Consider the following 21,822-nt stretch of genomic DNA (forward strand, 5'->3'; position numbering starts at 1 on the left):
GATCGCCGCCCGCTCAGTAGTGCGGCGGAGGCTCATTGCGCGGCCCCTCGGCGTTGCCTTGCGCGTCCTCAAGCCGCTCGACCAGCAGGGCGATCCGCCGCTTCAGCGCGTCGATCTCGCGCCACTGCGCAGTGATGGTCTGGTTCAGCGTCTCGATCGTGTCGTCCTGGAAGGTGAGGCGCATCTCCAGCGTGTCGATCCGCTCGCCGAGCTCCGCGTTGGATGGCTCAGAACTGCTCATCGCGTGCGCCCTCCGGAACGGCCTTGATGGTGGCCTTGCTGTGCTCCCGCAGCCCGTGACCGAGCGCCACCCGGTCGTCGAACACGAAACAGCCGCCGCGCCAGCGGCTCTCGGATTCCGGGATCTCCTCGAGATACTTCAGGATGCCCCCCTTGAGGTGGTAGACCTCGGAAAAGCCGCGCGCCAGCAGCAGCGCGCTCGCCTTCTCGCAGCGGATGCCGCCGGTGCAGAACATCGCGATCCGCTTGTGCTTGGCAGGATCGAGTGCGCGTTCTGCAAAATCCTTGAACTGCCCGAAGCTCTGCAGGCCTGGATCGACCGCGCCTTCGAACGTCCCCATCGCCCACCTCGAACGCATTCCGGGTGTCGAGCACGACGGTATCCGGCGCGGCGATCAGCGCGTTCCAATCGGCGGGATTGACATAGGTCCCGACCTGCCGGGTCGGATCGGCGGCGGGATCGCCGAGCGTCACGATCTCCCGCTTCAGCCGCACCTTGAGGCGCCGGAACGGCATGGCCGTGGCGCGCGAGTATTTCAGCTCCAGATTGTCCAGCCGGCCGGCGAACAGCGTTCCGTCGCGAAACGCGCCTACCAGGGCGGCAATTGCCGGCTCGGTCCCCGCCACGGTGCCGTTGATGCCCTCCTCGGCCAGCAGGACGCTGCCCCTGATGCCGCGCTCGGCGCAAAAGGCGTGGAGCGGCGCGCGCAGGTCGCGAAAATCCGGCAGGGTGACGAACTGATAGAAGGCGGCGACGGCGAGGGGCATGCGGCCGTTTACCAGCAGAGCTGACCATAGAAAAGCTGGTATCCCCGGGCATTGCCGAGCCTGGAAGGAATGTGCGATGTAGCCGGCCAGCACTGGTATTCCAACCACCACACGATCACGCAGCGAGCAACGATGAGAAGCTTCCACTTCCCAGGCAGGTCGACGGTCCACGCCCAGAACGGAATGATCGCGACATCGCACCCGCAGGCGGCGCTGGCCGGGATCGAGGTGCTGCGGGCCGGGGGCACCGCGGCCGACGCCGCGGTGGCAGCCTGCGCCCTGCTCGGCGTGATCGAGCCGCAATCGACCGGCATCGGCGGCGACTGCTTCGCCTTGGTACAGCCCAGGGGCGAAAGCCGGATCATGGCCTATAACGGCTCGGGTCGGGCGCCCGCCGCCGCGACCGTGGACTGGTACCTCGAGCGCAAGATCCATTCGGTCCCCCTGACCTCGGCCCATGCGGTGTCCGTCCCCGGCGCGATCGATGCCTGGGACCGCATCCTGCGCGACCACGGCCGGCTCGGGCTCGACCGGCTGCTGCAGCCCGCGATCCGCGCCGCGGAGGACGGCTATGTGGTGGCGCCGCGTGTCGCGTTCGACTGGAACAACCAGTTCGAGAAGCTCAAGAACGGCACCAACACCGCGCGCTACTTTCTGCCGCATGGCAAGGCGGCAGCGGTCGGTGACGTGATCCGCCAGCCGGAGCTGGCGCAGACCCTGCGCGTCATCGCCAAGGAGGGGGCGAAGGGCTTCTACACCGGTGCCGTCGCCGAGGACATGGTGCAGACCCTGCGCGGCATCGGCGGCCTGCACACCTTGGAGGATTTCGCCAACCACCAGACCGAGGTGACCTCGCCGATCGGCACCACCTACAAGGATTACGACGTCTGGCAGTGCCCGCCCAACGGTCCGGGCATCACCATGCTGGTGATGCTCAACATCCTCTCGCGCTTCGACCTCACGCGCATCGATCCGCTCAGCGTCGAGCGCTTCCACCTCGAGGCCGAGGCCGCCCGTATCGCCTACATGATGCGCGAGCAGCACATCGGCGATCCCGCGCACATGACGACCGAGGTCGCGAGCATCCTCGCCAAGGAGTTCGCCGACGAGTACATCTCGCAGATCAGCCTCGACAAGCTGCTCGACCTGCCGAACGTCGCGCCGCCGATGAATCCGGAGACCGTCTACATCACGGTCGTCGACCGCGACCGCAACGTCTGCTCCTTCATCAACTCGATCGCGCATTCGTTCGGCTCGGCGATCGTCTCCAACGAGACCGGCGTGCTTCTGCAGAACCGCGCCGGCGGCTTCCGCATCCAGCCGGGCCATCCGAACTGCATCGGCCCGGGCAAGCGTCCGCTGCACACGATCATTCCGGCGCTCGCCACCAAGGCGGGCCGCGCCCAGATGTCGTTCGGCGTCATGGGCGGCCAGTATCAGCCGGTCGGCCAGACCCACGTTCTGACCAACATCCTCGACTACGGCTGCGACGTGCAGGAAGCGATCGATATGGCCAGGGGTCTGCATTACGAGGGCGTCTATCAGCTCGAGGACGGCGTGCCGGCCGAGGTGGTCGAGGGCTTGCAGAAGATCGGCCACAAGACCACCAAGGTGGTGTCGCCGCTCGGCGGCGGTCAGGCGATCTGGATCGACTGGGACAAGGGCACGCTCACCGGCGGCTCCGAACCGCGCAAGGACGGCTGCGCGCTGGGGTATTGAGGCGGCGCCATTCGTCATCGCGAGCGCAGCGACGCGATCCAGAGCCGTGGCTGTCACTCTGGATTGCTTCGTCGCTTCGCTCCTCGCAATGACGATGGTGGCTACGCAAGCTGCATCCACACACACCACTGTCGTCCCGGCCTTGCGCCGGGACCCATGACCCCAGGCAGTGGTTTGAGGCAGGCCAGCCGTTAGTTCTTCGCACGTCACGTCCGCCGCGGCGTATGGGTCCGGATCGGCGCCGCGACACGCGGCGCGCGTCACGGCTTGTCCGGGACGACGGCGGTGGACGGGGGCGGATACACGGCTCAAACAACGATCGACACATGGTCTCGTTCTCGCGGCACGGACGCCCGAGGTCTGCGATCAGTTCGTCCCTCTCGAAAGGCAGAGGGCGCAGGGAATGCCGGGTGAAGGCCTCACCCATGGCCCGCCTGCGAAAAAAGTGCAGGCGGCAGGTACCACAGGCAAAGCCGATTCAACCGGCATTCCCTGCGCGACGGTCTTCACGCTTATACGCAGTCTCCCTGGTGCGCCGGGCTTGTTGGCCACCATTGCGACAATGCGCTTGCGCGCACTGCGCGTGATACCAGCATCGGGGTATCAGGACGCTGCGACTTCACGTCCGCGAGCTGCCGTTCGTCCGCGCATCCGAAAATGCGCTGCGGCTTGATCGCGGCCATCGCTCCCCGCCTCGCGTGTCGTGACGATCGCGCGCAACGCCCCTCCGCAATGAGGCGGGATGCGCGGAGATAATCATGATTTCCGATTATTGGCAAGAGGATTATTTTTTTCGGAAACAGATGCCGGGCTGGTCAGCCGCTCCCGCATGAGCTAAACCGCGGCTCCCGTGAACGAGCAGAGGCGGTCTGGAGCATGCGGCGTCCGATGAACAGAAGAGTTGCGATGATGGCGGCGGCATCGGCCGCGGCCGGTGTCTTGCTGGGCTCCCGCGCGGTCTCGGCACAGACCAGTTCCGCCAAACCCACAGGAAAGACCATGACCACTCCCTCCGGACTGCAGATCATCGACACCAAGGAAGGCACCGGCGCCACGCCGACGCGCGGTCAGACCTGCGTGATGCATTATACGGGCTGGCTCTATGAGAACGGCCAGAAGGGCAAGAAATTCGACTCGTCGGTGGATCGCAACGAGCCGTTCGAATTCCCGATCGGCATGAAGCGCGTGATCGCCGGTTGGGACGAGGGCGTCGCCACCATGAAGGTCGGCGGCAAGCGGACCCTGATCATTCCGCCCGAGCTGGGCTACGGCGCCCGCGGCGCCGGCGGCGTGATTCCGCCGAACGCGACGCTGATGTTCGACGTCGAACTGCTCGGCGTGAAGTAGAGACGCTGCCTTCGCCCGCTCTCATCACGAGTCGAGTTAATGCGAAGGCTCTCACCGCCGTCATTGCGAGGAGCCGCAGGCGACGAAGCAATCCAGTGTCCGGTCGGGACTCTGGATCGCGTCGCTTCGCTCGCGATGACGGACGTAAGCATGAGCTATTTCTCGGACGCGATATAAAACGAAAGGACCGGCCCCCGAGGAGCCGGTCCTTTTAGTTTCTATTGAGCTTCATCGCGCTACCTCAGCGGTCGCGCCGATCCTGCTCAGAGGTTCTTGTTGGCGGCGCCGGCGGCAGTGTTCACCGCGTCCTTGGTCGCCTGCTTGGCATCGCCCAGCGCCTTCTGGCCCTTGCCCTTGATTTCCTGCACGGCACCCTCGCCCTGCAGGCGCTCGGAGCCAGTGGCTTCGCCGATGCCCTGCTTGGCCTTGCCCATGGTCTCGTTGGCGACGCCCTTGATCTTGTCGGTGGTGGCACCCATGATTTCGTCCTCCGTTATTCGTGTGAACTCCACCGATCCAACGCACGCAATGCAGAAAGGTTCGCGCGGAACTGCGAATAGCTTCGCTGCGGCATTTCGGCTAATAACGGTTGGTTCCCTCGAACCGACGAAATCCCGAGAAGAAATCATGTCAGGCTCTCACGATCACGCGCACGGCCATTCCCACGATCACGGCGACGAGCGCTGGAAGCACGACGGCGTCCGCGTCATTCCGGGCAATCAGCTCGATTCCAACGTGCCGTCGACGCCGGGCATGGACCGCAAGGCGGCGATCAACTTCGCGCGCGTCGGAGCGCAGAAATTGTGGGCGGGCACGGTCACGATCAGGCCTGACGCCAAGACCGGGGCGCATCATCACGGTCATCTTGAGAGCGTGATCTACGTCGTGAAGGGCAAGGCGCGGATGCGCTGGGGTGATCGGCTGCAGTTCACCGCGGAGGCCGGTCCCGGCGATTTCATCTTCGTGCCGCCCTATGTGCCGCACCAGGAGATCAATGCGAGCCCGGACGAAGTGCTTGAATGCGTGCTGGTGCGCAGCGACGGCGAGGCGGTCGCGATCAACATCGACATCGAGCCGGTCGAGAAGCCCGAGACGGTGCTGTGGATCGACCCGGTGCACCGCGATCCAGCCGAATCGAAGTCGTAGCCATCCAGGAAATGGCGGAGCCGTCTCGCGACGGCTCCGCCGGGCAGGGAGCGGCTATACCGCCTTCCCTCTCACACGCGAAGCAGGGGCGACTGTCGCGCGTGTGTCTCGCTGGTCGTTGTACTCGAGCCGCAGTTCGGATGAATGCTGGTCGGGCCGCCTCGTTGGCGCGGCGCCAGCTTCAGAGCTTGGCGGTTGTTCAGGATGTGGCTGAGCAAAGTGGTCTTCCCAGCCCCGAGGAAGCCGGACAAGACCGTGACGGGGAGTTTGCGCATCGCGATCGAACAGCCTCTTCAGGGGAAAGGGTCGGTGCCGGCGGGCGGGCATGCGGTCTCTTTATGCAATGTTATAACGTAACATCATCTGAAACGGGCGAGGGTGTCAAGGGGAGAGCGTGGCGACGAAGGCGTGAGTGGGCGGGCTCGCGGCGGCTTGGGGAGACGGCAGAGGCGGCGGCCGAGACGCAAGGCGCGAGCGGCTCTGGTGAGCTGGTGAAGCCCTTGCAGTGCTGAGACGACGCTGCAGCCGCCAGCGACACCGCGTTCCCTCTGCCGTGAAGAACGCGGAGAGGGAAGCAGGTGTCGGTGGCGGGATGCAGCTCCGTTTCACCTACCTCGACAGGAACGCCGTGCCGGCCGGACCACTGGCCGCCGACATCGACAGTGCGCCGGGCGCGATCGCCCAGTTGGTCTGGTTTAGGATCAGCGTGTTGAACACCATCGTGACGCTGTTGCTGCTCATGGTCGAGACCGAGTTGATGGTGACGTTGCGGCTCGGCAGATACATCAGGCCGGTGTAGGACGAGCTGCTGGTGCCGTTGATCGGCAGGTTCGTCGTCGACAGGCCGCTCGGCTCGTACATCAGGATATTGGCGTAGGTGCCGCTGGTCGGCGCCGACAGCGTCGCATTGACGTTGCCGTTGAAGGTGAGCGTCGCGTTCTGGTCGACGAGGTAGAAGGTGACGCCGCTGCCGGTGACCGTCCACCCCGAGTTGAAGGTCATCGCGCCGCCCTTGATGATGTAGAGGCCCGGATTGAGCGTCAGCGTGCCGGAGCCGTTGAAATTGGTCGCGCCGCAATAGACGCCGGGATTGAGGGTGACCGAGCCGGGATCATAGACTTTGTTGTTGGTGGTGCACGCGCCCACCGTGACGGCGGGCAGCTTGCCGGCAAATGGGTCGGAGATCGCCGCGCAGCCAGTCTCGGCCGGCGGAGTGACGCCGCCGTTCTTGGTGATGTTGGTGCCCTTGATGCAGATGCGCTTGACGTTGAGCGTGGCGTTGAACATCGCGGCCGGGCTCTGCGTCGACAGCACGTGGATCTCGCAGCTCGGCGCATTGAGCTGGGCCCCGGAATTCACCAGCAATGATTGCGCGTTGATGGTGCTGACCAGCAGGATGCAGACGGGCGACGTGGTCTGCGCGCCGGCCTTGGCCGTTGCGGACGCCGTCACGCCGAGCGATGTCGTGCCCATCACGTTGAGGAACGAGGTCTTCACCGAGGTCGTCGCAGTGCCCGACAGCGAGCCGTCGCTGTTGGGCGTGAAGGTCGCCGTTGTGCCGGTGCCGAACCGGCCTTTGAAGCTGCCCGAGAACACCGCGCTCGCGGTCGACACCTGCTGCGCGCTCGCCTGGGTCACGCCGGCGAGGACCGCGGCGTCGACCGACTTCTGCAACTGCGCCCTGGTGTCGCTCGACTTGGCGAAATCGACCGCGGCGCCGACCGACACCAGGATCGGGATGATGGTGATGGCGAAGATCATGCTGATCTGGCCGTCCTTCGCGCGGCCAAATCTCCATGCCAGATCGCGAAGAGTCTTCGACGAAATCGATGCGGTCATGTGCGACGCTTCCTGCTGATGGCTGTCCGAGGCTCGATGCCGGCGGATGCGAGCCCCTGCTGCAAAGGAAGTGGCGGTCAGACGTTACCGCATGCTGAATCCGGTTCCGTAAAGGAAACCGGCAGCGGAGTAGCGGAAGCGGAAGGTTATCAGCCCGTTTGCCGGATCATCGACAGGTGCCCGTTCGCACCACTCATTGGTAGCAGCCGCGCGAATTGCCTGTATTTGGCGGTGACGGCTTGTGAGTTGCAAGCGGTCGGATTGCGCCCGCCGGTGGATGTCGCGCTAACGAGGCGAACGCCAGATCCGGGGCGAGAGAACGCGGCTGCACACCAATGCGTAGAGCGCGGTCACCAGGATGACGGTGAGATTGACCATGACCGCGTTGAGCGCGCTCGGCAGCCCGACTCGCAGGATGTCGGCGAACGGCCGGCCCTGGTGCACCCGCCAGGGGCCAGCGCCAGCCGCTAATAATGGACGCGCAGGCCGATGCCGCCGTGGATGGTGTTGCCGACGGGCTGCGGGCCGAGCGTGCCGTTGACGAACAGATCGGCGATCCAGCCCTGCGGCAGGCGGAAGCCGAGCCGACCGCCATATTCGAACCAGCCCTGGTTGCCCATGGTCGGCGTCACCGTGCCGTTGCCGGTGACGGTGGCGACGATGCCGGAGCTGGTCGCGAACGACTGGACGTAGCCGCCATTGATGTTGGCCTCGATGCTCGTGCCGAACAGGTGGGTCCACTGGCCGCCGACCTTGACCAGGCTGGTGCGGTCGGTGCCGCCGGCGATCGTCGCATCGAACGGGTTGAAGGCCACCGCGGGATCGCGATAGCCGGCGACGTGCTGCCACAACTGCCACAGCTCGACCGACGCCGCGAGCTCGTCGCGCGGCGAGAGCCGGCTGATCCAGCCGGCGCGGCCGTAGACCGCGTAGTTCGATGCCGTGGTGGTGCCGTCCACCGTGACGTTGCCGAGGCTCGTTGCATAGCTCCGGCCGTAGCGCACGCGCTCATAGGGCGTCAGGATCGTGCCGACGTCGAAGAACGGCCGCGACGAGCCCCAGTCGACGAAGTCGTAGCGCAGTGCGAAGGCGCCGATCGGCGCCGACGTCACGTGGTAGCCGTTCTCGTCGTAGTGCGTGTAGGCGAGGCCCGCGAGCAGCGCCAGATTGTTTGTGAGCTGCTTGCGGCCATGGATGCCGGCCGAGAACGAGCCGGCCGAGCCGAATGCGCTAATGCAGTCGTTGCAGTTGACCTGCTCGTTGACGCCGAGCAGCACCAGCCCGAGCACGCGGTTGGTGATCATCTGGTTGAAGCGCTGGTCGGCGAGGCCGTTGATCGCGTTCGCGCTGTTTCCCGCGCCGGTGGGCGACGGCGACGGGGTCGGCGAGATCGAGGGAGAGGGCGTCGGTGTCGGACTTGAGGTCGATGTCGGCGTGGCCGACGGCGTCGGCGTCGCGGTGGGCGAGGAGGTCGGCGACGGCGACGGGCTGGGGCACGGCGCCGCCGCGAAATTGTCCACCCCGCAACTGCTCTGCGCGGCGGCCGGCGCGGCTTGCAGCGCAAGCGCGAGCAGCCCGCCGGCGATGGCGGTCATCAGGAGAGCAAGCTGACCGCGGTGCGTTCTCATCGTCATCGCCCGCACAGGATGCCGGTGAAGTCCTGCGGCGGCGCATTGCTGGCGAGATCGGTGACCGTGCAAAGGCCGGATGTCGACGCGCAGGTCGCGGCAAAACTCCAGGACGGATTGCTGGTCTTCTTGATCGCGCTTCGGCCGTTGCCGGTCGCGGTGATGATCGCGGTGTCGCCCGGCTGCGTCAGCTCGAGGCATTGGAAGGTGAGGGTGCAGACCCGCGAAGCGCCTTCCTGCAGCACGACCATGGTCTGGCCGCGCTGCGAGCGGATGTCGAGGATGGTGCCGCGCACGCCGATGGTCGCGAGCGGCGTGTTGATCTTGTAGGCGGTTTTCTCGGAATGGCCGGTGACGAAGCGGAACGCGCCGGTGCCGAGCCGGATCGCGATATCGCGATAGCTGGTCTCGTCGTTGAAGACGGTGCGGTCGAGCGTCAGGGTGGCGTTGGCGCCGAGCGAGAGATTGGTGCTGTCGATCATGACGAGCCGCGCGGCGCTGTCATTGCCGGTGCGCACCGTCTCGTTGCGCACGACGCCGTCGCCGACATTGATCGGACTGCTCGACGCGCCTGCCACGCGCAGCACGTCCTTCTGCACCAGCACGGCCTCGCCGATGCGGCCGTCGGCGCTTGCCCCGCCCGCCAAGCCCAGCAGGGCGGCGGCCGAGATTGCAGCGACACAGGCTCGGCGACGCTGATTCATATCCACACCGAAGATTGTTCCTTGCCCAATCTAGCCGAAGACGGCGCGCGGGGTTGTTGTAAAATAGGCACAAGTTTGCCTCGATGACCGTTCGGTGGTTAGTTGCCGCCACCGTGAGATCAGTTCAACGCGGAGGCCCATGAAGGTATCTGCTGCTCGCCGCGATGACGACGAAGAGGACGGCGAGGTTGCGCAGGATGGCGCTCTGTCGGTCCGCCGCTGTGTGATGACGGCATTGCTGATCTTCGCGATCGCGCACGTCGTGCTGATGATCGGGCTCGCCTCGCCGCCGAAATTCGTCTTCGACGAGGTGCATTACGTGCCGGCGGCGCGGCAGATGCTGGGACTGGCGCCGGCGACGCCGCAGCTCAACCCGATGCATCCGCCGCTCGCCAAGGAGCTGATTGCGCTGTCGATCAGGACGTTCGGCGATAACGCCTTCGCATGGCGCTATCCCGGTACCGTGCTCGGCGGGCTCGCCGTGGCCGCGATCTATCTATGCGGCCTGGCGCTGTTCGCGGCGCAATGGCCTGCCATTGCGGCGGCGCTGCTCGCGGCCTTCAACCAGATGCTGTTCGTGCAGGCGCGCATCGCGATGCTCGACATCGGCGCGCTCGCCTTCAGCCTGCTCGGGATCGCGGCCTTTCTGTTTTCGTTCCGGCAGCGCCGGCCGCAGGTCGTGTTCGCGCTGGCGGGCGCGCTGTTCGGCCTTGCGATCGCCTGCAAATGGAGCGGGCTGTTTCCGCTGCTGACGGCGCTTCTCATCGTCGGTCTCATCAAGCTGTTGCAGCATTGGCAGACCTCGTTCGGTGATGGCGAGCCGACCGACTGGTATCGGCCCGAGCAATGGCCGCAACTGAGCTGGCCGCAGATCGTGCTGTGCCTCGTCGCGATGCCCACCGTCTGCTATCTCGCGACCTTCGTCCCGCTGCACGGCCTGTCCGTCGTGGGCATCTTCGAGGCGCAGCGGCGCATCTTTGACGACAGCGTCACCACGGCGATCGCCGGCCACACCTATATGAGCGCGTGGCCGACCTGGCCGCTGCTGGTCCGTCCGGTCTGGTTCCTGTTCGACAAGACGAGCGACACCGACATCGCCGCGGTGGTGCTGCTCGGCAATCCGCTGGTGCTGTGGCCGGCGCTTGCGGCGATCGCGATCTGCGTCCGGGATTTCATCGCGACGCGCAGCGCGACGGCGTTCCTGATCCTGGCGTTCTATCTCGGCTGCTATCTGCCATGGGCGCTGCTGCCGCGCGCGCTGAGCTTCATCTACTACTACCTGCCGTCGGCGACGCTGGCGAGCCTCGCGCTCGTCCATGTGCTGACCCGCTGGCCGCGCTGGGTGCTGTTGAGCTATGTCGCCGTCGCGATCCTGGGCTTCGTCGCGATGCTGCCGGTCAGCGCCGCCTTCATCGGCACGACGATGCAGACCTTCACCCGGTTGATGCTGTTCCAGAGCTGGATCTGAAGCCGGACAAAAAGCGCCCCGCCCGCCAGGGACCGTGGGCAGGCGGGGCGATGCGCGGCGGAGCGCTCACTTCGCCGCGGTTTTGGTGTCCATGTTGACGACCTGGACCCGCCGGTTGAGCGGATCGGCCGGGTTGGCCGCGTCCTTGAGCTTGGTCTTGCCATAGCCGACCGTGACGAGGTCCTGGCCGGGGAGGGCGAACTTCTCGACCAGATAGCGCTTGATGGTGTCGGCACGGCGCTCGGAGAGATCCTGGTTGAAGCCGTCGCTGCCGATGCCGTCGGTATGGCCGGCGACCACGAAGGTCGAGCCCTTCAGGTTCGGATCGGACAGCGCCTTGCCGAGCTCCTGCACGGCCGGCATCGAGGCCTTGCTGATCTCGGCCGAGTTGTAGTCGAACTGGATCTCGAGATCGATCTTGGGCTTGGTGGCCGCGATCTCGGCAATCTGCTCGCGCTCGCCGAGCGACAGCGAGCGGGTCTTGCGGTTGCGCATGCTGTCGATGAAGGCCGCTTGCTTCGCCTGCGCTGCCGCGTCGGCCTGCGGGGTCGCTTGCGGTCCGACCGAAATGCCGCGCGTCACGGCCTTCGGCTTCAGCGCGTTGAGGATCTTGTCGGCCGACACGGTCTCGCCGGCGAGCGCGGTGCCTGCGCCGATCGCCAGCATGGCGGAGAACGCCGCCGCCTGAACTGCAAAGCGTCCAAAATATGGGGTCATCGTCGTTATCCTCGGGTCGTCATGCCCTATGGCCATTGGATGCGTGAACGATAGAACGGGTTCAAAGCATCAACTGTGATCGACGTCACGTTGCCGGACCGGGCGGCGGCCCTTGAGGGGCGAAGCGAGTGGTCCGCGGGACGCGCCGCGCGCTGCCGCAAAGCGATCGGCAGGTGGCCGGTCCGCGAACAACAAATCGGCCAGATGCGGTTCTACCGGATAGCGCTCGCCGGGAAAAAATCGCAAACCAGAGGGACGCGAACGGCGAGTGGATTCGTAGTCAAAGAAACGCCAACAGAAAAGCAAAGCCGTGTTCAACCCATCGCACAGGCGCGACTATCAGTCCCATCGGGCAAGCAGTCAGGATCAGACGGGATCAGTGGGTTCCATGTCGACGCTGATCGGAGCCGGCATCATTGCGGCATCGATCCTGCTGTCGACGCTGATCACTGCGGTCGGCAACCGCTATGTCGGCCTGGAAAGTCCCTCCGAGGATACGGCCTGGCTGGTCGACCGCCTGACCGGCCGCATCTACAAGTGCCGTGCGCCGGATCCCGGCCGCGCCAGCTGCAAGGCCGAGATCGCCACCGGCAGCATTCCGGACAAGTCCAAGCCTTGAGGTTCCGCTAGGGGATCTCGCCGGCCTGATTTGCCGTTGCGGGAGCGGGCGCGAATCTCGCACCATTGCGCGGCATGCCCGCCGTTTCCACGCCCATCCCGCTCCCCAAGCCGCAGGCGCGCCGCATCTGGCTGCGCGCGCAGCGGCTCGATGCCGAGGCGCCGTTCGGCGCGGGCCCCGAGGCGGTCGCCGCCGCCATAGCCCATCTCGGCTATGTGCAGATCGACACCATCAACGTCATCGAGCGCTGCCATCACCACATCCTGTTCAGCCGCATTCCCGCCTATCGCCGCGCCGATCTCAGGCAGGCGCAGAGCACCGACAAGACCGTCTTCGAATATTGGGCCCACGCGCTGTCCTATATTCCGGTGCAGGACTTCCGCTACTTCGTCCCGGCGATGCGCCGCCACCGCCGCGAGGGCCATCGCTGGCTCACGACCGTGAAGCCTGAGGATACGCGCAAGGTCATGCGGCTGATCCGCCAAGGCGGCGCGCTGACGATCCGCGACATCGACGACGACGTTCTGCGCGAGAAGGACCACGCCTGGGCCAGCCGCAAGCCGTCGAAGCGCGCGCTGCAGCTCGGCTTCTACGAGGGCGTGCTGACGGTGTCGGGCCGCGACGGCATGCTCAAGACCTACGACCTCACCACCCGGCATTTCGGCTGGGAACGGCTGCCGAAGGGCGCCAATGATCGCGAGATCGCAACCTATCTGCTCGACCGCGGCCTGCGCGCCCAAGGCGTCGTCAGCCTCGATTCGCTCTGCCATCTCAATGCGCCAAGCAAGGCCGCGGTGCGCCGGGTCATCGATGCCAGGGTCCGGCGCGGCGAGCTGCTGCCGGTGACGGCGGAGGGCGCCGGCAAGCAGGAGCACTGGATCACGCCTGCTGCATTGGCAGCGCCGATCGAGATCGATCCGGCGCGCGTGCACATTCTGTCGCCGTTCGATCCGCTGATCATCCAGCGCAAGCGGACGCAGGCGATCTTCGACTACGAGCATCGCTTCGAGGCCTATGTCCCGAAGGACAAGCGCCTGTTCGGCTATTTCGCGCTGCCCGTCCTGGTCGGCGACGAGATCGTCGCCGCGCTCGACCTCAAGACCGACCGCCAGAACGGCAAGCTCCTGATGCAGAAATGGAGCTGGGTCGGCCAGGGCAAGGCCGCGCGTGGCGAGCGGCGCAAGGCGCTGAAGCGGGTGATCGAGGATGAGCTGCACCGGTTCCAGAAGTTTCAGCTTGGAGATTGAGGCCGGGAGCAACGGGTCCGTTTTCGCTTGAATTGGGAATGATTGTTTCCTATTATCCGGCCATGATGAAGTCTCCGAAGGATGCCGTCGAGCGCCGTGGGCCTGGCCGGCCGCGCGAGTTTGACATGGATACCGCCTTGAGCAGGGCGCTGGTGGTCTTCAGCGAGCGCGGCTACCACGCGGCATCGCTGGCCGAGCTACGCGTCGCGATGAAGCTCGCGACGGGAAGTCTCTACAAGGCGTTCCAGGACAAGCGCGCGATCTTCCTCGCGACACTCGATTACTACATCGCGCGGCGTGACCGACAGGTGCGCGAACGTCTCGATGCGCAGCACAGCGGCCGCGACAAGCTGCGGGCCTTGCTGCAGTTCTATGCCGAGTCCGCCAGTGACAGCGAGGGCCGGCGCGGTTGCATGGTCGTCACCAGCGCGGCGGAGCTCGCCACCTTGGATGCGGAGGCCGCCGCCAAGGTCCGCGGGGCGATGCGCCGGGTTGAGAGCCTGGTGTGCGATCTGATCAAGCTCGGACAATCCGACGGATCGATCCGGCCGAATCTCGACGCGGAAGCCGTGGCTGGCGCTCTTTTCTGTGTAATCCAGGGGCTGCGGGTGGTCGGCAAGACGGGGCGTGCCAAGAGCGAGATGATGAGCGTCGCAAATCAAGCCGCGACCTTGTTCGCGTGACATCGTGCCAAATTAGGAAACATTTGTTCTATAATAAGGAGAATGATCGTGCCCGAGTTGATGAACGCCATCTCTGCCCAAAGCCCGTCCCGCCTGGTCGCGGCTGGGCCGTTCTGTCGCGCCGAGCCCTCGTTGCCGGGATTCACCCACCGCTTCGAGACCGTCCAGGGTGTCAGGCTGCACTATGTCAGCGGTGGCCCGCCGGATGGCGAGGTGGTGGTGCTGCTCGCAGGCTTCCCCGAAAGCTGGTTTGCCTGGCGCAAGGTCATGCCGCTGCTCGGGTCGCGCTATCGGGTCATCGCGCCGGATCTCCCCGGGCAGGGAGACTCGGACCGGCCAGCCGAAGGCTACGATACGCAGGCCCTGGCCACGGCGGTGCATCGCCTGCTGCAGCAGCTCGGCGTCACCAGCTATCATCTGGTGGCCCATGATATCGGCGCGTGGGTGGCCTATCCCTATGCGGCCCTGTTCGAAGCCGAGGTGCGCAGTCTGGCCCTGCTCGATGCCGGAATTCCCGGCGTCACCTTGCCCGAGGCGCTGCCGTTCGCGCCCGACCGCGCGTGGCGCACCTGGCACTTCGCGTTCCACGCCGTCGCGGATCTCCCGGAGATGCTGATCCATGGCCGCGAACGCGACTATCTCGCGTGGTTCCTGCGCCGCAAAGGGGCCAATCCCCAGGCGTTCTCCGAAAGCGATCTCGACGAATACGCCCGCGTGCTGACCAAGGCCGGCGGCTTGCGCGCCGGGCTCGCTTATTATCGTGCCGCCGCACTGTCCGCGCTTCAGAACCGCGAGCTGAAACAAAGGGGCACGCTGAAGCCGCCGGTGTTGGCCGTCGGTGCCGACCAGGGATCGATCGTGGACATGGCCGTGCCGCTCAGGGAGGTCGCCGATCACGTCGAGGGCATCACCATCTCCGCGTGCGGCCATTACATTCCGGAAGAGCAGCCTGCCATCCTGGCGGAGGAGCTGAAGGCGTTCTTCGGCCGCGCCGGCGTGGGGCCGATCTGAGCTGTCGGTTGATATCGCGGCCTGCCGTGGACAGGCTTATGTCGCAGCAGGCCGCATCGCGCTTCGGTCGATCCAGATGCCGATGACGACGCCGACGACATAGGCCGCGATGTTCCACAGCGAGAAGATCCGTCCGAGCAGCAGCGCGCCGGCCAAGGTCAAGCGGAAGCTGTCGAGCCAAGGCGTGTGGATCAGCCTGGAGGCTTCGACGATGGCGGCGATTGCGATCGCGAGCCCGCCGATCAGCCGCCACGACATCAGCGGGAGCAGTGCGACGAGCAGCAGATAGACCGTCGTCGCCCAGAGCACCGAGCCGCCATACTTGACGATGAAGGCGGGAAGGCCGAGGCCGAGACCATGGAAGCGCAGGCCGAGCCCGAGCGCGATCGCGATCAGCGCCGTCGCGAGCGCACGTGCTGCGCGGCGGTGCCTGTCAGCGCGGGTGAGCATCTCGGGCGACGAGGGCGTCATGCGCGTGCCGCGCCCCCGCGATGCGCCGACGGGCTGTGGGATGTCAGGTTTTCCGATTGACTTGCCACGACCGATGCTCAACACCGCCTTCAACTATCAATGTCCAGAAAGCTCCCGGGAGGAGATCGATGAGTCCGTCCGCCACCACTCCGGCCGCACCTGGCCGCTCCGACATCGAGGCCGCGACCATCCGCGCCATCTCCTGGCGGCTGATTCCCTTTCTGGTGCTGGCCTATTTCTTCTCCTATCTGGATCGCGTCAATCTCGGCTTCGCCGCGCTGACCATGAATGCGGAGCTGAAATTCTCGCCGCTGGTGTTCGCCTGGGGCGCGGGCATCTTCTTCATCGGCTATTTCATCTTCGAGGTGCCGAGCAATCTGGCGCTGGAGAGGTTCGGCGCCAGCCGCTGGATCGCGCGCATCATGGTGACCTGGGGGATCATCTCGGCGCTGATGGCCGTGGTCTCGGGCCCCTGGAGCTTCTACACGCTGCGCTTCCTGCTCGGCGTCGCCGAGGCCGGATTCTTTCCCGGCATCATCCTCTATCTCACTTACTGGTATCCCGCGCAGTATCGCGCGCGCTTCCTCGCCGCCTTCGCGGTTGCCGTGCCGATTTCGACCGTGATCGGCGCGCCCGTCTCCGGCCTGCTGCTCGGCATGCACGGCCTGATGGGGCTCCAGGGCTGGCAGTGGCTGTTCATCATCGAGGGAATTCCGTCCATCATCCTCGGCGTCGTCACCTGGTTCTATTTGACCGACCGGCCGGAGCACGCGACCTGGCTGTCGGCGGAGCAGAAGGCCTGGCTCGCGGCAAGGCTCGAGGCCGAAACGGCGGCGAAGCAGGCCGCCGGACACATGACGCTCGGTGAGGCGCTGTCGTCGCCCAAGGTGATCGTGCTCAGCCTGATCTATTTCGGCTTCGTCGGCGCGCTCTACGGCATGCAGTTCTGGCTGCCGCAGATCGTCAAGGCGTTCGGACTGACCAATGTGCAGACCGGCTTCGTCACCGCGATCCCCTATGCGTTCGGCACCGTCGCGATGATCCTGTGGGCGCGGCATTCCGATGCGACGCGCGAGCGCGTGATCCATGTCGGCGCGCCGCTGATCCTGATCGCTGTCGCGCTGGCCGCCTCGAGCGTGATCGGCGATCCCACGCTCACCATGGTCGCGCTGACGGTCGCCGCGATCGGCGTGTTCTGCGTCTTCGGCGTGTTCTGGACCTTGCCCACGGCGTGGCTGTCGGGCACGGCCGCGGCCGGCGCCATCGCGCTGATCAACTCGATCGGCAATCTCGCCGGCTTCGGCGGCCCCTATCTGGTCGGCTGGATCAAGGACACGACCGGCTCCACCACCCACGGCCTGCTCGCGCTGTCGGTGCTGCCGCTGATCGCCGGGCTGCTCGCGTTCTTCGGCGGCCATGAGAGCAAGGTCGAATTCGCCGGGCAGGCGCCCGCGGAGTGAAGCGCACGGTGCATGCCCTGATTGCGGGGCCGGGCTCGACCGCGGCGGCGGACGGCCCCGGAATCGGTGGCCGGGTGAGCGCACAGCGGAGTTCCGAGCCCGCCTGCCGCGCCAATGAGCACCTGCGGCAACATGTCCAGATGTTCACGAAGTCATGATCACTGACGAATATTGACAATCGTCACTCAACATTCGACACTCCCTCGCAACTGCAGCGAGGGTGCCCCATGTTGATCCGCCTGATTTTCGCGAGCTATTCCAAGCTGTTGACTGGTCTTGCGCTGGCCACCATGGCCGTCGCCCTGGCCGGGTGCAATGAAACCGTCGCCCAGAAGGCCGAACCGGTCCGTCCGGTCCTGGTCGCGCCCGTGCATTACGAGGCCGAGACGCCTGAACGCAGCTTCGTCGGCACCATCAGGCCGCGCATCGAGGCCGATATCGGCTTCCGCGTCGCCGGCAAGGTCGCCAAGCGCCTGGTCGAGGTCGGCCAGACCGTCGATGTCGGCCAGCCGCTCGCCACGCTCGACGAGGTCGACCTGAAGCTCCAGGCCGAGCAGGCCGAAGCCGAATTCCGCGCCGCCACCGGCGTGCTTGCGCAGGCGTCCGCCGCCGAGACCCGAGCCAAGGAGCTGCGGGCCAAGGGCTGGACCACGGATGCGCAGATGGACCAGGCCAGGGCCTCGGCCGACGAGGCGAGGGCGCGGCTCAATCGCGCCGAGCGCTCGGTCGAGCTGACACGCAACTCGCTGTCCTATGCGACGCTGGTTGCGGACGCGCGCGGCGTCGTCACCGCGAGCATGATCGAGCCAGGCGTGGTCGTTGCCGCCGGCCAGGCGGCGATCCGTGTCGCGCGTTTCGCAGAGAAGGAGGCGGTGGTCGCGATCCCGGAGACCCTGCTCGAACGCGCCAAGACCGGTAGCGCCTACGTCACGCTGTGGTCGGAAGCCGACAAGAAATATGCGGCGAAGCTGCGCGAGATCGCGCCCACCGCCGATTCCGCGACGCGCACCTATCTCGCCAAGTTCTCGCTGCCGGACGCCGGCGAAGCCGTCTCGCTCGGTATGACCGCGACCTTGACGCTCGCCGATCCCGCCACCACGCGCGTCGCGCGGCTGCCGCTGTCGGCGCTGTTCAGCGAGGGCCGCGATCCGTCGCTCTATGTCGTCAACGACAAGGGCGAGGTGACGCTGAAGCCGGTGAAGGTGAAGGCCTATGACAGCAAGGATGTGCTCGTCACGTCAGGCGTCGACGAGGGCGACAAGGTCGTGGCGCTCGGCGTGCAGAAGATCGATCCCGCCCAGAAGGTGCGGGTCGTGTCAGCGCTGACGTTCTAGTTCTCCTGTCGTTCCGGGCGCACGCAGTGCGAACCCGGAACCTCGAGATTCCGGGTTCGATGCTTCGCATCGCCCCGGAATGACGAAAGTAATGGTTGTCATTGCGAGGAGCGAAGCGACGAAGCAATCCAGACTGTTTCCACGGAAGGATTCCTGGATTGCTTCCACCGTCGCCCTTCGGGCTATGGCGGACAAGTCGCTTCGCTCGCAATGACGATCACTGAGAATGGCCTGGAATAGCGATATCGGATCATCGGAGAGCACCCATGAAGCGGTTCAACCTGTCGGCCTGGGCGGTCAATCATCCGCCGCTGGTGCTGTTCCTGATCATCGCGCTCGGCGTCGCCGGCTTCTTCTCCTATCAGAAGCTCGGCCGTGCCGAAGATCCGTTCTTCACCGTCAAGGTCGTCAACGTCTCGGTGATGTGGCCGGGCGCGACGGCGGCCGAGATGCAGAGCCAGGTCGCCGACCCCATCGAGAAGAAGCTGCAGGAGCTGCCTTACTTCGAGAAGGTGCAGACCTATTCGAAGCCGGCCTTCACCGCGATGCAGGTGACCTTCCGCGATTCGACGCCGCCGGCAGAGGTGCCGCATCTGTTCTACCTGATCCGCAAGAAGCTCGACGACGTGCAGTCGTCGCTGCCGTCGGGCATCGTCGGGCCGTTCGTCAATGACGAGTTCTCCGACGTCGATTCCATCCTGTTCATGATGACCGGCGACGGCGCCGATTATGCGCAATTGAAGAAGACCGCCGAAGGCCTGCGCCAGCGCCTGCTCAAGGTCACCGGCGTCACCAAGGTCAATCTCTACGGCACCCAGGACGAGCGCATCTATGTCGAGTTCAGCCATGCCAAGCTCGCCACGCTCGGCATCACACCGCAGGCCCTGTTCGATTCGTTGGCCAAGCAGAACAATGTGACCCCGGCCGGCACGGTCGAGACCTCGTCGCAGCGCGTGCCGCTGCGCGTCACCGGCGCGCTCGACGGCGCCAAGGCGGTGGCGGAGACGCCGGTCGAAAGCAACGGACGCGTGTTCCGGCTCGGCGACATCGCGACCGTCACCCACGGCTACGTCGATCCGCCGAGCTTCAAGGTGCGGCAGGAGGGCAAGCCCGCGCTCGGCATCGGCGTGGTCACGGCCAAGGAGGCCAACATCCTGGAGCTCGGCAAGGAGGTGCACGCCGCCGCCGACGATTTCATGAAGGCCGTGCCGCAGGGCATCGAGATCGAGCAGATCGCAGACCAGCCCAAGGTGGTCGAGCACGCCGTCAGCGAGTTCGTGCACTCGTTCGTCGAGGCGCTGGTGATCGTGCTGTTCGTGTCGTTCCTGGCGCTGGGATGGCGCACCGGCATCGTGGTGGCGCTGTCGGTGCCGCTGGTGCTCGGACTCGTCTTCATCGTCATGAACATCATGGGGCTCAACCTGCACCGCATCTCGCTCGGCGCCCTCATCATCGCGCTCGGCCTGCTGGTCGACGATGCCATCATCGCGGTCGAGATGATGGTGGTGAAGATGGAGCAGGGCTGGGACCGGATGCGCGCCGCGTCGTTTGCCTGGGAATCCACCGCATTCCCGATGCTGACCGGCACCCTGGTCACGGCCGCCGGCTTCCTGCCGATCGGCTTTGCCAATTCGGCGGTCGGCGAATATGCCGGCAGCATCTTCTGGATCGTCGCCATCGCGCTGGTCGCGTCGTGGTTCGTCGCGGTGATCTTCACGCCCTATATCGGCGTCAAGCTGCTGCCCGACATCAAGGTTCATCACGACCATGATGAGCACGCGATCTACGATACGCGCATGTATCGCGGCCTGCGCCGCGTGATCCGCTGGTGCGTCGATCACCGCATCACCACAGTCGCTGCGACGGTCGGCGTGTTCGCGGCATCGATCGTGGCCTTCGGCCACGTCCAGCAGCAGTTCTTCCCGCTGTCGGAACGCCCCGAGCTGTTCCTGCAGTTGCGGCTGCCGGAGGGCACCGCATTCGGTGTCACCGAGAAGGCTGCCAAATCAGCAGAGAAGCTGCTCAAGGACGACAAGGACATCGAGACCTACACCGCCTATGTCGGGCAGGGCTCGCCGCGGTTCTGGCTCGGCCTCAACCCGCAACTTCCGAACGAGGCCTTCGCCGAGATCGTGATCGTCGCCAAGGACGTGGCCGCGCGCGAGCGCATCAAGGCCAAGATCGAGACCGCGGCTGCGAATGGCGAGCTGAACGAAGCGCGCGTCCGCGTCGATCGCTTCAATTTCGGTCCGCCGGTCGGCTTCCCCGTCCAGTTCCGCGTCATTGGCCCGGATGCGGCGAAGGTGCGCGAGATCGCCCATCAGGTGCGCGACGTCATGCGCCAGAATCCGAATGTCAGGGATCCGCAGCTCGACTGGAACGAGCAGTCGCCCTACCTCAAGCTGGTCGTCGACCAGGATCGTGCCCGCGCGCTCGGCCTGACCCCGCAGGACGTGTCGCAGTCGCTGGCGATGCTGATCTCCGGCGTGCAGGTCACGACCATCCGCGACGGCATCGAGAAGGTCGGCGTCGTCGCGCGTGCCGCGCCGTCCGAACGGCTGGATCTCGCCCATGTCGGCGACCTCACCATCACCTCGAAGAACGGCGTGGCCGTGCCGCTGCAGCAGATCGCCAAGATCGAGTATTCCCACGAGGAGCCGATCCTGTGGCGTCGCAACCGCGACATGGCGATCACGGTGCGCGCCGACGTGGCGGATGGCGTCCAGGCGCCGGATGTCACCAACCAGATCTCGCCGAAGCTGCAGGATATCCGCAACCACCTCGCGCCCGCCTACCGGATCGAGGCAGGCGGCGCGTTCGAGGAATCCGCCAAGGGCAATGCCTCGATCTTCGTGCTGTTTCCGCTGATGGTCATCGTGATGCTGACCCTGCTGATGATCCAGCTGCAGAGCTTCTCACGGCTGATCCTGGTGTTTCTGACCGCGCCGCTCGGCATCGTCGGCGCCTCGCTCGGGCTCAATGTCGCCAACGCGCCGTTCGGCTTCGTGGCGCTGCTCGGCCTGATCGCGCTCGCCGGCATGATCATGCGCAACGCGGTGATCCTGGTCGATCAGATCGAGACCGACGTTGCCCATGGCCTGACCCGCAAGGAGGCGATCATCGAGGCCACGGTGCGCCGTGCCCGCCCCGTGGTGCTGACCGCGCTCGCCGCGATCCTCGCCATGATCCCGCTGTCGCGCTCGGCGTTCTGGGGCCCGATGGCGATCACCATCATGGGCGGGTTGTTCGTTGCAACCTTCCTGACGCTGCTGTACTTGCCTGGATTGTATGCCCTATGGTTCCGCAAGAGTCTCGACGAGCGTGGAGCGAAAGACGCGGATCATTCCGCAGCGCAGCACACTGACGTGCCGAGGCCCGCGCTTCCTCTGGCCGAGGCCGCCGAATGAAGGACCAACAAGAT

At 65.7% G+C, this 21,822-nt stretch carries 18 protein-coding genes and 2 pseudogenes; 11 read left to right on the top strand and 9 right to left on the bottom strand.

Annotated elements, in window-relative coordinates; all coding sequences use genetic code 11:
- Positions 1-13 precede the first annotated feature (13 nt).
- Complete coding sequence (locus ACQR0W_RS06785) at positions 14-241, bottom strand: SlyX family protein (RefSeq protein ID WP_315718252.1); 228 nt, start codon at positions 239-241, stop codon at positions 14-16.
- Positions 228-1,008 (bottom strand): annotated as a pseudogene (locus ACQR0W_RS06790) (rhodanese-related sulfurtransferase). Before ACQR0W_RS06790 ends, ACQR0W_RS06785 begins: the two are co-directional and overlap by 14 nt.
- 132 nt (positions 1,009-1,140) lie before the next feature.
- Here ACQR0W_RS06790 and ggt point away from each other — a divergent pair.
- Both ggt and ACQR0W_RS06800 read left to right on the top strand, forming a co-directional pair.
- Entirely contained in the window at positions 1,141-2,727 is a 1,587-nt protein-coding gene (gene ggt, locus ACQR0W_RS06795) for a gamma-glutamyltransferase (RefSeq protein WP_316187211.1), read from the top strand.
- A 909-nt stretch (positions 2,728-3,636) separates the two neighbouring features.
- Entirely contained in the window at positions 3,637-4,074 is a 438-nt protein-coding gene (locus ACQR0W_RS06800) for an FKBP-type peptidyl-prolyl cis-trans isomerase (RefSeq protein WP_315738722.1), read from the top strand.
- Between the two features lie 263 nt (positions 4,075-4,337).
- Here the strand turns inward: ACQR0W_RS06800 and ACQR0W_RS06805 are convergent, their stop codons facing one another.
- Positions 4,338-4,553, bottom strand: coding sequence for a CsbD family protein (locus ACQR0W_RS06805; protein ID WP_315717364.1), 216 nt, complete (start codon positions 4,551-4,553; stop codon positions 4,338-4,340).
- A gap of 148 nt (positions 4,554-4,701) precedes the next feature.
- Between ACQR0W_RS06805 and ACQR0W_RS06810 the strand changes: the two genes are divergently transcribed.
- Positions 4,702-5,220, top strand: a complete 519-nt coding sequence (locus tag ACQR0W_RS06810; protein WP_315717363.1) for a cupin domain-containing protein — start codon at positions 4,702-4,704, stop codon at positions 5,218-5,220.
- 173 nt (positions 5,221-5,393) lie between these two features.
- Here ACQR0W_RS06810 and ACQR0W_RS06815 read toward each other — a convergent pair.
- The 4 genes and pseudogenes from ACQR0W_RS06815 to ACQR0W_RS06830 form a co-directional block, all read right to left on the bottom strand.
- Positions 5,394-5,495: pseudogene (locus ACQR0W_RS06815) on the bottom strand (GTP-binding protein); the annotation flags it as partial.
- Between the two features lie 334 nt (positions 5,496-5,829).
- Positions 5,830-7,059: a TadE/TadG family type IV pilus assembly protein gene (locus ACQR0W_RS06820; protein ID WP_315717362.1), complete on the bottom strand. Its 1,230-nt coding sequence runs from the start codon at positions 7,057-7,059 to the stop codon at positions 5,830-5,832.
- A 467-nt stretch (positions 7,060-7,526) separates the two neighbouring features.
- Positions 7,527-8,693, bottom strand: a complete 1,167-nt coding sequence (locus ACQR0W_RS06825; protein ID WP_316187210.1) for a hypothetical protein — start codon at positions 8,691-8,693, stop codon at positions 7,527-7,529.
- Positions 8,690-9,391, bottom strand: a complete 702-nt coding sequence (locus ACQR0W_RS06830) for a FecR family protein (RefSeq protein ID WP_315717360.1) — start codon at positions 9,389-9,391, stop codon at positions 8,690-8,692. The genes ACQR0W_RS06825 and ACQR0W_RS06830 overlap by 4 nt, the downstream gene beginning before the upstream one ends.
- Positions 9,392-9,530: 139 nt before the next feature.
- On the opposite strand from ACQR0W_RS06830, the gene ACQR0W_RS06835 reads away from it, so the two are divergent.
- Positions 9,531-10,859 carry a phospholipid carrier-dependent glycosyltransferase gene (locus ACQR0W_RS06835; RefSeq protein ID WP_315827015.1) on the top strand — a complete coding sequence of 443 codons (1,329 nt, stop codon included), beginning with the start codon at positions 9,531-9,533 and terminating at the stop codon, positions 10,857-10,859.
- Between the two features lie 66 nt (positions 10,860-10,925).
- On the opposite strand, the gene ACQR0W_RS06840 is transcribed toward ACQR0W_RS06835, so the two are convergent.
- Positions 10,926-11,576 carry an OmpA family protein gene (locus ACQR0W_RS06840; RefSeq protein ID WP_315827014.1) on the bottom strand — a complete coding sequence of 217 codons (651 nt, stop codon included), beginning with the start codon at positions 11,574-11,576 and terminating at the stop codon, positions 10,926-10,928.
- 388 nt (positions 11,577-11,964) lie between these two features.
- Here ACQR0W_RS06840 and ACQR0W_RS06845 point away from each other — a divergent pair, with 388 nt between their 5' ends.
- The 4 genes from ACQR0W_RS06845 (at position 11,965) to ACQR0W_RS06860 (ending at position 15,136) form a co-directional block, all read left to right on the top strand.
- Positions 11,965-12,195, top strand: coding sequence for a hypothetical protein (locus tag ACQR0W_RS06845; protein ID WP_315717355.1), 231 nt, complete (start codon positions 11,965-11,967; stop codon positions 12,193-12,195).
- Between the two features lie 74 nt (positions 12,196-12,269).
- Complete coding sequence (locus tag ACQR0W_RS06850) at positions 12,270-13,442, top strand: winged helix-turn-helix domain-containing protein (RefSeq protein ID WP_316171598.1); 1,173 nt, start codon at positions 12,270-12,272, stop codon at positions 13,440-13,442.
- A gap of 125 nt (positions 13,443-13,567) precedes the next feature.
- The gene (locus tag ACQR0W_RS06855) at positions 13,568-14,125 is read left to right on the top strand and encodes a TetR/AcrR family transcriptional regulator (protein WP_315827013.1); all 558 of its coding nucleotides are present in this window, start codon (positions 13,568-13,570) and stop codon (positions 14,123-14,125) included.
- Between the two features lie 48 nt (positions 14,126-14,173).
- Complete coding sequence (locus tag ACQR0W_RS06860; protein WP_316171599.1) at positions 14,174-15,136, top strand: alpha/beta fold hydrolase; 963 nt, start codon at positions 14,174-14,176, stop codon at positions 15,134-15,136.
- A gap of 36 nt (positions 15,137-15,172) precedes the next feature.
- Here ACQR0W_RS06860 and ACQR0W_RS06865 read toward each other — a convergent pair whose 3' ends face one another.
- Positions 15,173-15,607 carry a DUF2809 domain-containing protein gene (locus ACQR0W_RS06865; RefSeq protein ID WP_316171600.1) on the bottom strand — a complete coding sequence of 145 codons (435 nt, stop codon included), beginning with the start codon at positions 15,605-15,607 and terminating at the stop codon, positions 15,173-15,175.
- Between the two features lie 128 nt (positions 15,608-15,735).
- Here ACQR0W_RS06865 and ACQR0W_RS06870 point away from each other — a divergent pair, with 128 nt between their 5' ends.
- The 3 genes from ACQR0W_RS06870 to ACQR0W_RS06880 all read left to right on the top strand — a co-directional run bounded on the left by ACQR0W_RS06870 (position 15,736) and on the right by ACQR0W_RS06880 (position 21,808).
- Complete coding sequence (locus ACQR0W_RS06870) at positions 15,736-17,067, top strand: MFS transporter (RefSeq protein WP_316171601.1); 1,332 nt, start codon at positions 15,736-15,738, stop codon at positions 17,065-17,067.
- 227 nt (positions 17,068-17,294) lie between these two features.
- The gene (locus ACQR0W_RS06875) at positions 17,295-18,401 is read left to right on the top strand and encodes an efflux RND transporter periplasmic adaptor subunit (protein WP_316171602.1); all 1,107 of its coding nucleotides are present in this window, start codon (positions 17,295-17,297) and stop codon (positions 18,399-18,401) included.
- A 266-nt stretch (positions 18,402-18,667) separates the two neighbouring features.
- Positions 18,668-21,808, top strand: a complete 3,141-nt coding sequence (locus ACQR0W_RS06880; RefSeq protein ID WP_315717348.1) for an efflux RND transporter permease subunit — start codon at positions 18,668-18,670, stop codon at positions 21,806-21,808.
- Positions 21,809-21,822: the final 14 nt, after the last annotated feature.

The sequence above is a fragment of the Bradyrhizobium sp. HKCCYLRH1034 genome, assembly GCF_051168375.1.
Lineage (GTDB): Bacteria > Pseudomonadota > Alphaproteobacteria > Rhizobiales > Xanthobacteraceae > Bradyrhizobium.